The organism is Acidovorax sp. LjRoot194, from assembly GCF_964253015.1.
Lineage (GTDB): Bacteria > Pseudomonadota > Gammaproteobacteria > Burkholderiales > Burkholderiaceae_C > Acidovorax.
In genome coordinates, this window is the sequence record NZ_CAXUQB020000001.1 from 1,297,611 (window position 1) to 1,311,933 (window position 14,323).

14 protein-coding genes are annotated in these 14,323 nt (G+C 66.8%); 3 read left to right on the forward strand and 11 right to left on the reverse strand.

Annotated features, from left to right (window positions below):
• Positions 1-51: 51 nt before the first annotated feature.
• Together ACSQ3N_RS05975 and ACSQ3N_RS05980 are read left to right on the forward strand one after the other, a co-directional pair.
• Positions 52-285, forward strand: coding sequence for a hypothetical protein (locus ACSQ3N_RS05975; protein ID WP_436125863.1), 234 nt, complete (start codon positions 52-54; stop codon positions 283-285).
• 122 nt (positions 286-407) lie between these two features.
• Positions 408-1,079: a histidine phosphatase family protein gene (locus tag ACSQ3N_RS05980; protein ID WP_436145822.1), complete on the forward strand. Its 672-nt coding sequence runs from the start codon at positions 408-410 to the stop codon at positions 1,077-1,079.
• Positions 1,080-1,085: 6 nt separating this feature from the next.
• Here the strand turns inward: ACSQ3N_RS05980 and ACSQ3N_RS05985 are convergent, their stop codons facing one another.
• The 10 genes from ACSQ3N_RS05985 to ACSQ3N_RS06030 all read right to left on the reverse strand — a co-directional run bounded on the left by ACSQ3N_RS05985 (position 1,086) and on the right by ACSQ3N_RS06030 (position 12,781).
• On the reverse strand, positions 1,086-2,174 hold the full coding sequence (locus tag ACSQ3N_RS05985; protein WP_436145823.1) for a hypothetical protein: 1,089 nt from the start codon (positions 2,172-2,174) through the stop codon (positions 1,086-1,088).
• A gap of 14 nt (positions 2,175-2,188) precedes the next feature.
• Positions 2,189-3,148, reverse strand: coding sequence for a hypothetical protein (locus ACSQ3N_RS05990; RefSeq protein ID WP_436145824.1), 960 nt, complete (start codon positions 3,146-3,148; stop codon positions 2,189-2,191).
• Between the two features lie 225 nt (positions 3,149-3,373).
• Positions 3,374-4,762 carry a tetratricopeptide repeat protein gene (locus ACSQ3N_RS05995; protein WP_436145825.1) on the reverse strand — a complete coding sequence of 463 codons (1,389 nt, stop codon included), beginning with the start codon at positions 4,760-4,762 and terminating at the stop codon, positions 3,374-3,376.
• A gap of 28 nt (positions 4,763-4,790) precedes the next feature.
• Complete coding sequence (locus ACSQ3N_RS06000; protein WP_056161365.1) at positions 4,791-5,399, reverse strand: hypothetical protein; 609 nt, start codon at positions 5,397-5,399, stop codon at positions 4,791-4,793.
• Between the two features lie 145 nt (positions 5,400-5,544).
• Positions 5,545-6,957 carry an amidase gene (locus tag ACSQ3N_RS06005; RefSeq protein ID WP_436145826.1) on the reverse strand — a complete coding sequence of 471 codons (1,413 nt, stop codon included), beginning with the start codon at positions 6,955-6,957 and terminating at the stop codon, positions 5,545-5,547.
• A 260-nt stretch (positions 6,958-7,217) separates the two neighbouring features.
• Positions 7,218-8,708, reverse strand: coding sequence for an ABC transporter substrate-binding protein (locus tag ACSQ3N_RS06010; RefSeq protein WP_056161369.1), 1,491 nt, complete (start codon positions 8,706-8,708; stop codon positions 7,218-7,220).
• 108 nt (positions 8,709-8,816) lie between these two features.
• Entirely contained in the window at positions 8,817-9,716 is a 900-nt protein-coding gene (locus tag ACSQ3N_RS06015; RefSeq protein ID WP_436145827.1) for an ATP-binding cassette domain-containing protein, read from the reverse strand.
• Positions 9,713-10,750: an ABC transporter ATP-binding protein gene (locus ACSQ3N_RS06020; protein ID WP_436145828.1), complete on the reverse strand. Its 1,038-nt coding sequence runs from the start codon at positions 10,748-10,750 to the stop codon at positions 9,713-9,715. Before ACSQ3N_RS06020 ends, ACSQ3N_RS06015 begins: the two co-directional genes overlap by 4 nt.
• A gap of 186 nt (positions 10,751-10,936) precedes the next feature.
• A complete protein-coding gene (locus ACSQ3N_RS06025) occupies positions 10,937-11,812 on the reverse strand; it encodes an ABC transporter permease (protein WP_436145829.1) in 876 nt (291 codons plus the stop codon).
• 6 nt (positions 11,813-11,818) lie between these two features.
• Positions 11,819-12,781, reverse strand: a complete 963-nt coding sequence (locus ACSQ3N_RS06030; protein WP_436145830.1) for an ABC transporter permease — start codon at positions 12,779-12,781, stop codon at positions 11,819-11,821.
• A 216-nt stretch (positions 12,782-12,997) separates the two neighbouring features.
• Here ACSQ3N_RS06030 and ACSQ3N_RS06035 point away from each other — a divergent pair, with 216 nt between their 5' ends.
• Positions 12,998-13,255, forward strand: coding sequence for a YfhL family 4Fe-4S dicluster ferredoxin (locus tag ACSQ3N_RS06035; protein ID WP_056161378.1), 258 nt, complete (start codon positions 12,998-13,000; stop codon positions 13,253-13,255).
• A 269-nt stretch (positions 13,256-13,524) separates the two neighbouring features.
• Here ACSQ3N_RS06035 and pth read toward each other — a convergent pair whose 3' ends face one another.
• Positions 13,525-14,145, reverse strand: coding sequence for an aminoacyl-tRNA hydrolase (gene pth / locus ACSQ3N_RS06040; protein ID WP_436145831.1), 621 nt, complete (start codon positions 14,143-14,145; stop codon positions 13,525-13,527).
• Positions 14,146-14,323 lie beyond the last annotated feature (178 nt).

The following is a 14,323-nucleotide window of genomic DNA, read 5'->3' on the forward strand; positions in this document are numbered from 1 at the left end:
CGCGCCGCGGGGCATACCATGCTGGCCATACCACCGGACCCCGCTTTCACCATGCCCGCTCTCCGCCATTGGCCCGCACTGGCCATCGCCACCGCCCTTGGCAGCCTGCTCGCCGCGCCGGGGCATGCCGCGCCGGCGCCCTGGTACTACTGGCGCAGCCTGGTCGATGGCGCGCGGGTGTGCGCGCAGACGTCCCCCGGGCAGGGCTGGGAGCGTGACAGCGCCGCCCATGAAGGCCCCGGCTGCCAGCCCCGGCGCAAGGTGCTGGTCATTCCCATGCGCTGAGACCGAGGGCGTGGCCGCACCCGCCTTGCTTTGTTATAAAAAGCATAGCTAACAACGCACGCCGCATAAGCGGTAGGCTGCAACTTCTTGGCATTGCTGTGCATGCATTCGATAATGCAGCCATGACCGAACTGATCCTGATCCGCCACGGCGAAACCGACTGGAACCGCGAGCTGCGCTTTCAGGGCCACGTGGACATCCCCCTGAACGCCACCGGCCACGAACAGGCCCGCCGCCTGGCCGACCGCCTGGCCGCCGAGAAGCTGGCGGTGGACCACCTGGTCTGCAGCGACCTCATCCGCACGCAGGAGACCGCCTCCCCCGCCCTGCAGGTGCTGTTCCCGCAACTGCGCATCGACACCCTCACCGACAGCAGCCTGCGCGAGCAGAACTTCGGCATCGTGGACGGCAAGCGGGTGGACGACGTCAAGCTCGACCATGCCGATGCGTGGAGCCAGTGGCTGCGCTTCGAGGCCGACTACGGCATGCCCGGCGGCGAGACCACCCGCCAGTTCCACACCCGCGTGATGGACGCCGTGCGCCGCATCGCACAGCAGTACCAGGGCCGCAAAGTCATGGTCGTGACCCACGGCGGCGTGCTCGACATGATCTGGCGCACCGCCCGCGGCACGGGCCTCGACGGCCCCCGCCAGAGCGACATCCCCAACGCGGGCCTCAACCGCGTGCGGGTGAGCGGCGACGTGGTGGAGGTGCTGGACTGGGCGGACGTGCGGCACCTGGCGGACTTGCCGGCGCAGCCGGTGTATGACCAGAAGAAGCTGGTGGTGCGGTAGGGTCGCTCACGGAGCCGCGTAGACGATCCCCGGGCGCGTTCCTTCCAGGTCATCCGTGAGGCGGTCCAGCACAGGCTTCGGCTCGAAAGCCAGCCCCAGTGGAACAAAGCGGTAGTCGCCTTTCCGGTTGGTGAACACCGCGAGCCCCCCGGGCGACACAAAGATGGCGTGCCAGTCGTCGGCCACACGCTCGTCGGTCAAGGTCTTGACCAGCTTTCCGTCTTCTCCATAGATACGGATTTCGCCAGTGGCCGCCAGCTTCTGGCCGCCGTCGACCGGGGTCATCCTTTTGACTGCATGCAGCAGATATTTGCCCCCGGGCGCCAGGATGAGGGTGGGCTGCGGATCAGTGGCCGGAACGCCGTCGATGCGCTGAACGCTGCGCCGTGTACGGTCGATCATCGCCACGGCGGCATCGTTCGTGTCGGTGGCGGTGTATTCGACGAGCAAGGTATCGGCGGACCATGCCAGCGGATTGGCGAGACCCAGGGTATCGCCACGTGTGAAGTGGGAGGCCTTGGCGAGCATGTCCGCGGCGGCGTCCTTTTCTGGAGGGATCGCTTCCCACCGCTGGTCGGCGTTGAGGGTGACGCGCGGTGGCGCTCCGTTGAGCACGTCGAACGAACCCAAGTCCTGCCGTGCGCGGAGCGTCCAGCCTGGCATATCAAAGGTGAGCAGGCTGTATGGCTTGCGTCCATCGGCGTCATGGCGCGACAGGCGGTCCGATGCAACGATGTGGACGGCCCTTGCGGAGCCGACCTCCTGACCTTCGGATTCGGCAGGCCGTGCCAGGCAGCTGTCAGGGCGAACCCCAGGCCTTGGCAGCGGGGCTACGGCCGCGGGCGTGCCGCTGCGCGCAGAGAGCTGAAAGCTTCCCACCTTGGCTTGCTGCGACAGATCCAGCTGGTCCACCGTGCCGTTGCAGTACACGACATAAAGGAGCGGACGATCGGCAGCTTGCGCAGGTGCGCTGGCCGTCCCGGACGTTGCACGCGGGGTTTCTGCCTCGCGTGAGCAGCCCCCGAGAAAGACGATCAACGCAAGTGCAGCGGTCTGCATCAGGACCGCGCAGTGGCGAGGTGCGGACGTGGGCATTCGGAGCTCCACGGTCAGAAATCCGATTGGGCGAGCACGTTCTCGACGTAGTTGGGGTCTCCTACCGTGCCCCGGTCGGCCACCGGCACACGTTCCCACTCGGCGAAGCCGCGCGTGCCGCTGCCGTCGACGGTGACGAAGAGCACTCCGTTGTCCTGCCGCACGCGGTATTCATGCAAACCGTTGGCGTAGCCGTTGAAACCGCGCAGCGTGTCGAGTTCAAGCTGCTCGGGCGTGTAGTCCGGCAATTCGACGGGCAGCGCTGGAAGTCCCTGCGCGGTGCGAGCCCGATTCCATGCAGTCACCAAGTTTTTAAAACGCTCTCCGGTGCGTACGTTGCGAGGATAACTTTTTGCAATGCGCTCCTTTTCCTGGTACAGCGCCCAGCCTCCACGCACGTCGTCCTTCCAGTTCCAGGTTTGGTCAGCCGTCGGCGCCGGCCGGGTGAGCTGGCACAGGCCTACGCCGCCCAGGCCGTCACTGCTGTACTTGGGCCAGTTGCTCGGAGTGCGGAATTGCTGGAGCGAGCTCTCCTGCCGCATCTTCTTGCGAAAGACAGGGCGGTTGGCTCCGATGCTGTTGGCAAAGGCACGTATGGCAGTGCCCGTGGGGTTGGTGCCCACGACGGTCCAGCTGGCGCGAGCGCGCTGCTCGGTGGTCCCCACGCGCATGATCACCTGCACGGTCAGCAGGCCGCCGCGCACTTCGGTGAAGGGAATGCGCCACGTGGGGCTGAGACCCGTCAGCGGTGCGATGCGGCTGTGCTGAGAGCTGCGCCCTCCGCCAAAAGCGACGTTGGTCGGTGGTGCACTGCCATCGAACGCGAGCGTCGCCGACCATTCGTACGTCGGTGCCGGTCCGCTCGGCATGGGCTGGCCCTGCATCACGGCGGTGACCGTGACCGTGGGCATCGTGGCATCGTCTGTGATCGAGAATCGAGGTCCTGCGGGTTGGCTGGTGATGGCGAGAGGCATATGAAAAGGGCGGTTGAATGCGTTGCTGCAGACGGCGATTTCGCGTCTTTCGCTTCGATTCTCACGCGCCCATGTGCCAGCTTGGTCAGCGTGCCAGGCTTTGTTGTATCTTGATGTGAAGCCGTCACAAAAACCCCAGATGCGTTGCAACGCGCTGTGGCCCGCGCTCCCATCCACCGCGGGACTCGCCGGGTGGCAGCGGCGTATCCCTGCACGGGGGCATTTTCAGGCCCGTGTGGCGATCCTGGCCCGTGCTGGCTTTTTTTCGGAGAGCACCGGCAACCCCAGCACCCCATTCACCACCCCCACCTGCCGCGCCAGCCTCGCCGACTCCGGCTGCGCATTCGACAAGGGCTGCAGCAGGTTCTGCACCGCCGCCCACTGCCCGTTGCACTGCAGCGCATCCAGCCAGATCTGGTGGAACAGGTCGCGCTGCGCGTGGCTGCCGCCGATCTCGGTCAGGCGGGGCAATGCCAGGCCCAGTTGCCGGGCCGCGGTGGCCCAGTCGCCCTGGGCGTGCGCGAGCAGGCCTTGCGCGGCGGGCACGCAGACCTGCTGCCAGACCGTGCGTTCATGGGACTCGGTGCGGGTGGCGGCGTGGGCCTCGATGTTGCGCAGCAGGGTGAGCGCGGGTGCGGTGCGGCCTGCGCGGGCCAGGCCGTAGAGGTACTGCAGGTCGAGAAACGGCAGCACGTGGTCGGACAGGCGCAGGGCCAGGTGGTCGGCCACATCGGCCCAGCGGGGGCCGACATCGACGCCCGCCAGCTCCAGGCGCGCCAGCAGCGAGACGGCGTTGATCTGGTCCTGCGTGTATTCCTTGACCACGCCCCAGACCTGCTGGTCGTACAGCGCCAGCACGTCGGCATGGCGGTCTTGCTCCAGCAGGAAGAGGGCCTGGTGCCACCAGTTGTGGGTGACCATGAAGGAGTTCAGGCCCGTCCAGGTGTCGCTCACGCCGGCCAGGAAGTCCGTGCCTTCGGCGATGCGCCCCTGAGTCAGCATCACGTGGGCCAGCGCGTGGTGGGCCCAGGGCTCCTTGCGGCACAGGGTGACGGCGTGGCGTGCGGCGGCCTCGGCCTCGGTCAGCAGGTGGCATTGCTCCCAGCCGAAGGCCAGCATGCCATGCAGGTACGGCACGTCGGCGGCAGCGGGCACGGCCTGCAGGGCCATGCGCAGCATGCCGGGCGAGTCGCCGCGGTTGAACAAGTGGTACTGGCCGAGCTTGAGCGAAGCCAGGTCGCGCGGGCTCAGGCGGGCCTGTTCTTCGTGCAGGGCGATGGCGCGGGGCAGGTCGCCGTCCACCCATGCGGCCACGGCGGCCACGAAGCGCTGTTCGCGCTCGCTGGCCTGTGGCGCGCTGGCCAGCGCCTGGTCGATGAAGGGGCGTGCGTTGTGCGGGGCATCGGCCGACTCGGCAAACATGTGCAGGGCCGCGCAGCAGGCCTGCACGATGGCGCTGGTGTCTTGCGCCGCGCCGAGCACGTTCACCGCGCGTGCTTCGCAGGCGATGAAGCCTTCCACGAAGTCATTGAGCGCCGCCAGGCTGGCCGCATCGTGCAGCGTGGCGGGGTTGCCCAGGCTGTCGGTCAGGGGCGTGTGTGGCTGTGGCTGCATGGTGGGGGCATGGTGGCGGCCGCCGCGGTCAGCCGCCCTTGATCAGGGCCAGGTAGGCGTTGCGCGTCTCGGCCGACACGGAGGCGACGAGTTGTTCGTGCGGGGTCTGGTGGCGGGCCAGCATGCGGGCGGTGGCGATGGTCTTGGACTTGCAGAACCAGTGGCAGGTGTGCTGCATGAGGAAGAGCTCGGCCGTCATCATGTAGGCCCGGTCCTTGGGCGAGAGGTGGCCGGTGTTCTGCACCACGTGGGCGATCCCGCGCGCGTGGATGGCCAGGGCCTTGCGCATGTCGAAAGTCAGGGCGGGCAGCACTTTTTCGACGAACGGAAAGGCCATGGACAGGCGGCTGACCCGCGTGCTTTCTTCGCTCATCTTGGCGAAGTCGGCGGCGAAGCGGTTGAACTGCTCGCTCAGCTGCAGCTCGGTGGTGCTCAGCAGGCTCCAGATCTGGCCGCGGCGTTCGTCGGTGCCTTCGCCCAGTGCGCGCAGGTAGCCGTCGGTCAGCGCCTCCATGAGCTTTTCGATCTGGTAGTTGGCCAGGTGGCTGCCCAGCAGCACGATGCGCTTGCGCTGCTCTTTGGCGTTGAGCATGAAGGTGCCGGTGGCGATGAGGATCGCCATGATGAGGATGTCCATGCTGTGGTGACGTAGTGCGTTGGGGCCCCGGTGTGCGCTGGCCGCAGAAAAAGAACACGCCGGACGGCCGGCGCCTGTGCCCCCCGAGCGTACCAACAACTGCGGCGCGCGAGGCACAGGGTAAGAACCTGTTCTCAGTCCCAGTCTACGCTGCTGGCGGCAGCGGCCAGGGGCGCTGCGGGTCGCGGATCTGCTCGAACGCGTGCGCCACCTGCAGCACGCCCAGGTCGTCGAAGCGCGCACCGGCGATCTGCAGCCCGATGGGCAGGCCGGTGGACGTGTAGCCGCAGTTGACCGACGCCGCGGGCTGCTCGGACATGTTGAACGGCACGGTGAAGCCGATGTGCTCCAGCGGGCGCAGCGGGTCGTTGGTGGGCGAGGGCAGTTCGGCCTGGAAGGCGGGCATGGGCGCCACGGGCGAGATCACGTAGTCGAACGCGCTGCAGGCTTTGACGGTGGCCACGCGCGTCAGGTGGAACTGGTGGCTGGCGTTGAAGACGTCGGTGCCGCTCATGCCGGCCGCGCTGTCGGCCCAGGCGCGGATATAGGGCAGCACCTTGTCGCGGCGCTCTGCGGGCAGGGCCTGCAGGTCGATGTGCGAGCGCATGCGCCAGAAGTGGTCCATGCCGTCGAGCATGGCCTGGGTCATGAAGGGCTTCAGGGGCACGATGGCGGCGCCCGCGGCCTCCATCAGGCGCGCCGCGCGCTCGATGGCGGCCTTGACTTCAGGCTCCACGGGCAGGCCGCAGCCGGCGTCCAGCAGCAGGCCGATCTTCAAGCCTTGCAGGCCGCGCGTGCGCTCGGCCCGCTGGTCGAACTGGCCCCAGGCGATGTCCTGCGCGGGCAGGCTCATGCTGTCGCGCGCGTCGGGCTGGCTGAGCACCTGCATCATCAGCGCGGCGTCGGCCACGGTGCGGGTCATCGGGCCGGCGGCGCGGCCGGTGTACGGTGGGTCGATGGGGATGCGGCCCAGGCTGGGCTTGAGGCTGAAGATGCCGCACCAGCTGGCCGGCAGCCGCAGCGACCCACCGATGTCGGTGCCGATGTGCAGCGGGCCGTAGCCCGCAGCCGCCGCCGCCCCGCCGCCGGCGCTGGAGCCGCCGGGGCCCTTGGTGGTGTCCCACGGGTTGCGCGACAGCGGGTGGAAGGTGGACAGGCCCGAAGACAGCATGCCGTAGTCGGGCATGGTGGTCTTGGCGACGATGACGGCGCCGGATTCGCGCATGCGGGCGGCCGGTGGTGCGTCGGCCGCTGCGGCCACCAGCTCCACGGCTGCGGTGCCCAGGGGCGTCGGGTCGCCCTGCGTGGCGATGTTTTCCTTGATGGTGCTGGGCACGCCGTCCAGCAGGCCCTGGGGCTCGCCCTTGTGCCAGCGGGCTTCCGACGCACGGGCCTGCGCCAGGGCGGCTTCGGGCCGCAGCAGGTAGGTGGCCTGGATGTGGGGCTCCCAGCGCTCGATGTGCGCCAGCACGGCCTGCGTGACCTCCACCGGAGAGAGTGTGCGCTGGCGGTAGGCGGCCAGGAGTTCGTGGGCGGGCAGGTCGTGCAAGGCAGTCATGTCGGGAGTTCTACAAGTAAAAAAGGCTGCTACCGCTTGCTGGTAAAGCGCTAGCAGCTATTGTTTTGGGAGCAATTCACTACCGCTCGTTTTAGTGGTCCATTGCGCAGCGCGCCGCCTCCAGCCCACAAAACTGGCGCGGCCATAGCCAGTGTCCCCGTGCAAGGGCCGCCCCGCCGCACCGGGGGCGTCCCCCTCCCGACTCGCGCAGCGAGTCGAGAGAGGGGGAAGGCGCGAAGCGACTCAGGGGGTGTTTAATCTCAAGACCAGGACAGCGACGAGATATCGTTCACGAACACCGGCATGTCTTTCCACAGGCCCTTGAGGTTCTTGTTGGCCACCGTGATCCACTGGTTGGAATACAGGAACGCGTGCACCGAGTCCTGTGCCAGCAGGCGCTGCGCTTCGCCCAGAAGGCGCGAGCGGTCGGCGGGGCGGGCGGCGTTCTTGATCTGGTTGAACAGTTCGTTGAACTTGGGCGAGTTGTAGGCCCAGTAGTAATCGGGCTTGGCGAAGTTGCCCAGGTCGAACGGCTCGACGTGGCTGATGATGGTCAGGTCGTAGTTCTTGCTGCCGTAGGTGCCGCTGAGCCACTGCGCCCATTCCACGTTCTGCAGCTTGGCGACGATGCCGATCTTGGCCAGTTGGGCGGCAATCACTTCGCCGCCCTGGCGCGCGTATGGCGTGGGCGGCAGCGTGACGGTCAGCTCCAGCGGCGTCTTCACGCCCGCTTCGGCCAGCAGCTTCTTGGCTTTTTCCACGTCGTACGGGTTCACGCCCGTGGTGTCCACATAGCCGAAAGCGCCGGGCACGTAGTGGCTGCCGATGGGCGCACCGTAGCCGTCGGCGGCGCCTTCGATCACGGCCTTGCGGTCGATGGCGGCAGCGATGGCGCGGCGCACGCGCACGTCATCGAGTGGCTTCTTGCCGTTGTTGATGGCCAGGATGGTCTTGGCGCGCGAGCCACTCACCACCACCTGGAAGCGGGGGTTGGACTTGAACTGCGGCACGCTGCGGGGCGTGACGCGCGGGAACGCATCCACGTCGCCCGCCAGCAGAGCGGCCACCTGGGCGGCCGGGTCGGAGATGAAGCGGAAGGTGGCGCGCTTGATCTTGAGCGCCTTGGCGTCGCGGAAACCTTCCCACGCCGTCAGCACGATGGACGAGCCCTTGTTCCAGGCGTTGAGCTGGTAGGGGCCGGTGCCCACGGGCTTGTTGGCGTTGCCGTCGGCGCTCTTGGGCTCCACGATGATGGAGGTGGCCTGGCCCAGCACGAAGAGCAGGTCGGGGTCGATGTCCTTGTTCAGCACCACGACGGTGAAGTCGTCCACCACCTGCGTGGTGAGGTTGGCGAAGGTGCGCTTGTCCTTGTTGGTGCTCTTCTCGCCGCCCGCGCGGTCGTACGAGAACTTCACGGCGGCGGCGGTGAAGGGCTCGCCGTTCTGGAACTTCACGCCGCGGCGCAGCTTGAAGGTGTAGGTCTTGAGGTCGGGCGAGACTTCCCAGCTCTCGGCCAGCAGGGGGGAGACGCTGCCGTCGGCATTGATCTTGGTGAGCGTCTCGAAGATGTTGTACTGGACGATCTCGCCGATGGCAGATGCCGCGCCGGCGGTCGGGTCCAGGCCCGGCGGCTCCAGCGTCATGGCCAGCGTGACCGCATCTTTGCGGCTCTGCGCCAGCGCGCCGAGCGGGGTGGACAGGGGCACTGCGGCGATGGCGCCGGTGGCAAGGACGGTACGGCGGTTCAGCATGTTCGGATACTCCAGACAAAAGACCTGACAAAAAACCAGAGGACGGGCCCGGTGCAAATGGTTACCGGGGCCCACAAAAGCTTTTTACACCATCACGTGTGCATGTGGTTATGCGGTTTTCGCGGTGGCTTGTGCGGCCGCCGCCGCGCGGCGCGCGCGGGCGCGGCCGGGCTGCACTTGCGGCACGGCGCCCACCAGCGACTGCGTGTAGGGGTGTTGCGCGTTGCGGAACAGCTCGGCCGGCGAGCCGCGCTCGACGATGCGGCCCTGGTACAGCACCACCACTTCGTCGCACAGGTGGTTGACCACCGCGAGGTCGTGGCTGATCAGCATGTAGGTGATGCCGAACTCGTGCTGCAGGTCCTGCATCAGGTTCAGCACCTGGGCCTGCACTGACACATCGAGTGCGCTCACAGGCTCGTCCGCCACGATAAGGCGCGGGCGGGTGATGAGGGCGCGGGCGATGGCGATGCGCTGGCGCTGGCCACCGGAGAACTCGTGCGGGTACTTGCCCAGGTCGTTGGTGCGCAGGCCCACCTGCGACAGCACCTGGGCGGCCTGCTCGCGCTGCTCGGCGCGCGTGGTCTGGCCCTGCGCCTGCAGCGGCTCGGTCACGATGCGCTCGACCGTCTGGCGCGGGTCCAGCGAGCCGTACGGGTCCTGGAACACCATCTGGAAGTCGCGCCTCGCCTCGCGCAATTCGGCCGCGGGCAGCTGGTGCAGGTTGCGGCCCTGCAGGTGGACGGTGCCCGAGGTGGGTGCATCCAGCGCCATCACCACGCGTGCGAGTGTGGACTTGCCCGAGCCTGACTCGCCCACAATGCCCAGGCTGCGCCCAGACGCTATCGAAAAGCTCACGCCGTTCAGTGCATGCACCTTGCCCGGGGGGCGGAACAAATGTTCGCGCGGCAGCGTGTATTCGCGCACTAGGTCCTGCACCTGCAGAAGTGCGCCGTCGGGTTGTACTGCAGAGGTGCCCTGTGTGGATGGAGTGACGGCGTTGTTCATGCGGCCACCTCCACGACCTTGACGGCCTCGGCGCTCAGGGCCGCGGCAATGGCCTCGCGGCGGATGCAGCGCACGACGTGGTCGCCGTCGGTATCGGTGGACACCAGCGTAGGGGCTGGCTGCTCGTGGTGGCAGGCGTCGATGGTGTAGCTGCAGCGGCCGGCAAAGGGGCAGCCGGCGGGCAGGTCCACAAGCTCGGGCACCGTGCCGGGAATGGTGGACAGCCGCGGGCGCTGGCCCGGTGCATGCACCGCGCCCAGGTGGGGCCGTGCAGCGAACAGGCCGCGGGTGTAGGGATGGGTCATCGCGGAGAAGACGGACGCCGTGGAGCCGCTCTCGACGACGCTGCCGCCGTACATCACCATCATGCGGTCCACGTTCTGCGAGATCACGCCCAGGTCGTGCGAGATGAGGATCAGCGCCATGTTGCGCTCGGCCACCAGGTCGCTGATGAGGTCCAGGATCTGCTGCTGGATGGTCACATCGAGCGCGGTGGTGGGCTCGTCGGCTATCAGTAAATCAGGTCCGCAGGCCAGGGCCATGGCGATGGTGATGCGCTGGCGCTGCCCGCCCGAGAACTGGTGCGGGTAGGCATCGAAGCGCTGCGCGGCGTTGGGAATACCCACGCGGTCCAGCAGCGAAATGGCTTCCTTGCGGGCATCGGCCGCGCCCATGCCGCGGTGCAGGCGCAGCGGCTCGGCCACCTGGCGGCCGATGGTGTGCACCGGGTTCAGGGCCGTCATGGGCTCCTGGAACACCATGCCGATGCGGTTGCCGCGCATCTTGCACATCTGCGCATCGGTGCGGCCCACAAGCTCTTCACCGTCAAAGCGGATGCTGCCGGTGACCTGCGCACTGTCGGGCAGCAGGCCCATGAGCGACATGGCAGTGATGGACTTGCCGCAGCCCGATTCACCGATCAGGCCCAGGGTTTCGCCGCGCGCCAGCGCAAAGCTCACGCCGCGCACGGCATCGGCCGGACCGCGGTGGGTCTGCAGGCGGATGCGGAGGTTGGAGACTTCAAGCAAGGGCATGGCAACAGGTCTTCATCGTTCGCAGAATTTTTTCAGCTGTCTATCGTGCCGGACGCGGCCGATGCATAGGCATGCGCCAGACCAGTGCACCCGTGCAAGGGCCGCCCCGCCGCACCGGGTGCGTCCCCCTCCCGCATTGCGCAGCAATGCGAGAGAGGGGGAAGGCGCGAAGCGACTCAGGGGGTGTCATCTCTTCCTCGAAAGACGAGGGTCCAGCAGGTCGCGCAGGCCGTCGCCCAGCAGGTTCAGGCCCAGCACCGCCATGGCAATCGCGACGCCAGGCCACACCGCGAGCAGGGGCGCTTGGAACATCAGCGTCTGCGCCTCGCTCAGCATGCGGCCCCACGAGGGCTGGGGCGGCTGCGTGCCCAGGCCCAGGTACGACAGGGCGGCCTCCGCCAGGATGGCGATGGCGAACTGGATGGTGGCCTGCACGATGAGCACCGACAAAATGTTGGGCAACACGTGCTCAAGCGTGATGCGCCAGGCGCCCTTGCCGCAGGCGCGCGAGGCCATGATGTATTCGCGCGACCAGACCGCATTGGCCGATGCGCGGGTGACGCGCGCAAACGTCGGGATGTTGAAGATGCCGATGGCGATGATGGAGTTAACGATGCCGGCGCCAAACACCGCCGTCATCATGATGGCCGAGAGAATGGCAGGAAACGCGAAGGTGAAGTCGGCCAGCCGCATGATGAGTTCTTCGACCCAGCCCCGCTTGGCCGCGGCCAGCAGGCCCAGCGCCGTGCCGATGGTCAGGCCAATGCCCACGGCGATCACGCCCACCAGGATGGAATTGCGCGCCCCCACCAGCAGCAGCGACGCCACGTCGCGACCGAACGCATCCGTGCCCAGCCAGTGCTTGGGCGAAGGCGCCTGCAGCTTGGAGGCCAGGTCCATCTCGTAGGGCGACCAGGGCGTCCAGACCAGCGACAGCGCAGCGGCCAGCAGGAGCAGCAGCGACAGCACCGCGCCGATGACAAAGCTGCGGTGGCGCAGCGCACGGTGCAGCCAGCCGGGTGCGGCCGTGGCGGAAGGGGAGGGGGAGATGACGGCGCTCATGGGGGATCAGATGTCGGAGGCCTTCACGCGCGGGTCGATCACGGCGTACAGGATGTCCACGACGAAGTTGACGATGACCACCATGGCGGCGAGCAGCATCACGCAGTTGCGCACGACGATGAGGTCACGGTTGGAGATGGACTGGAAGATCAGCCGGCCCAGGCCCGGCAGGTAGAACACGTTCTCCACCACGATGGTGCCGGCCAGCAGGTTGGCGAACTGCAGCCCCATCACGGTGATCACCGGGATCATGGCGTTGCGCAGCACGTGGCCCCAGAGCGCGGCGCGCTGCGACAGCCCTTTGGCACGCGCGGTGCGCACGAAGTCTTCGCGCAGCACCTCGAGCACGGCCGACCGCGTGATGCGCGCCAGGATGGCCGCCTGCACCACGGCCAGTGCGATGGCGGGCAGCAGCAGCGCCTTCAGGGCCTCGAGCGGGCCGCCGCCGGCGTCTTCCGTCCAGCCCGGAAAGCCGCCGGCCGAGAACCACTGCAGCTTGACCGAGAACAGCAAGATCAAAAGGATGGCAAACCAGAAGTTGGGGATGGCAATGCCGATCTGCGCCAGGCCCATCACGCCCACGTCGCCCAGCTTGTTATGGCGCGAGGCCGCATACACGCCCGCAATGAGTGCGAGCACCGTGGTGATCACCATGGCCATCAGCGCCAGCGGTACAGTCAGAGCCAGACGTTCGAGCACCAGCTCCAGCACAGGCGTGCTGTAGGCATAGCTGTTGCCCATGTCGCCCACTGCCAGGCCGCTGATCCATTCCCAGTAGCGCTGCGTGGCCGGCTGGTCCAGGCCAAGCTTGGTGGCCAGCGCGGCCACGGCATCGGGCGAGGCGTCGGGGCCCATGAGCATCTGCGCCGCGTTGCCCGGCAAGATCTCCAGCACCAGAAAGACGACGACGGAGGCGCCGATCAGTGTGGCCAGGAGTGTGATGAACCGCTTGAGAAAGAACAGACCCATGGGAGGCAAGCGTGGATGAGGGGTGGCTACGCAGGCGCGTCAAAATTAATGTGTATACACAGCATAACGGCAAAACATCCCCGTCAGCGGTGTTGGGTTGCGCTGTGGCATGCAAGGCACATGCCATGGGCACGGGATAATACGGGCTATGAAAGCCGCACTGCCGTTGTATGCCATCGTTTCCCGCGCCACGCCTGCCGGCGCACAGGAGGCCGCATGGCGCTGATGATCACCGACGAGTGCATCAATTGCGATGTGTGTGAGCCCGAATGCCCCAACCAGGCGATTTATCTGGGGCAGGAGATCTATGAGATCGACCCCCACAAGTGCACGGAGTGCGTAGGGCACTTCGATGAACCTCAGTGCGTGCAGGTCTGCCCGGTGGCCTGCATTCCCGTGAGCCCACAGCACGTGGAGACACGGGAAACGCTGTGGCAGAAGTTTCAGCGGCTGCAGGGCCCGGTTTCTTCCTGATGGTTCCAGTCGCCCGGATGGCGCTGGGATTTGGATGTTTTAGGCTGCTACCGCTTGGCTGGTAAGCGCTGAAAGCTATAAAAAATGTAGCATTCCTGTGGTGTCGGAATAACGATCTCTTGGCGGATCGATTCCATCAACAGCAACTTTGCAGCACTTTCTGCGGTTGGCACCTGGTGCTCACGCAGCGCACCGCGCACAACGCATTCCCCATGCTGCATGTCCCATGGGGTGCCTCATTCCGGTGCGTCACGTCCACCACGTGGACACTACGTGCCTGGTACTGAATTGACAGGCCGCTCTGGCTTGGGTCGGGGTGGTTTCGTGGTGTGGATGAGCAGCGTGGCCTTGTCCATCTCGCCGGCCAGCAGGGCCGGGTAGGCCTTGAGCGAATGGACGATGCTGTCTTCGATCAGCGTGCGCTGGTCGGGTGCGGGCTTCTTGAGCACCCAGTTGGCCACTTCGCTTTTCACGCCCGGATGCCCGATGCCGATGCGCAGGCGCCAGTAGTCGGGCGAGCCCAGCTGGCCGTGGATGTCGCGCAAGCCGTTGTGGCCGGCATGGCTGCCTCCGCGCTTGAGCTTGACCTGACCGGGGGGGATGTCGAGCTCATCGTGCACGACCAGGATTTCTTCGGGCAAGATCTTGAAGAAACGCGCGAGCGAGGCCACGGACTTGCCCGACAAATTCATGAAGGTCTGGGGCTCCAGCAGCCAGACGTTCTGGCCGTGCACCGTGGTGCGCGCCATCAGCCCGTGGTAGCTGCGCTCGGGCGCCAGCGTGGTCTTGAGCTCGCGCGCCAGGGCATCTATCCACCAGAAGCCCGCGTTGTGGCGGGTGGCTTCGTAGTCGGGCCCTGGGTTTCCAAGGCCTACAAACAGCTTGATCATCTGTTCGATTATCTGATGGTTGAAGGGAGGGGCAGGGCAGTCACGCATTGGCCCTGCACCAAACAAAACGGCCCACTTGCGTGGGCCGTAGTGCGGCTGGACGGCCTGCCGAGACAGGCGGGCCTTGTGCCGTGTGTGCTGACTGTCAAAAACCACCTGACCGGTGGCCTTCGTCGGT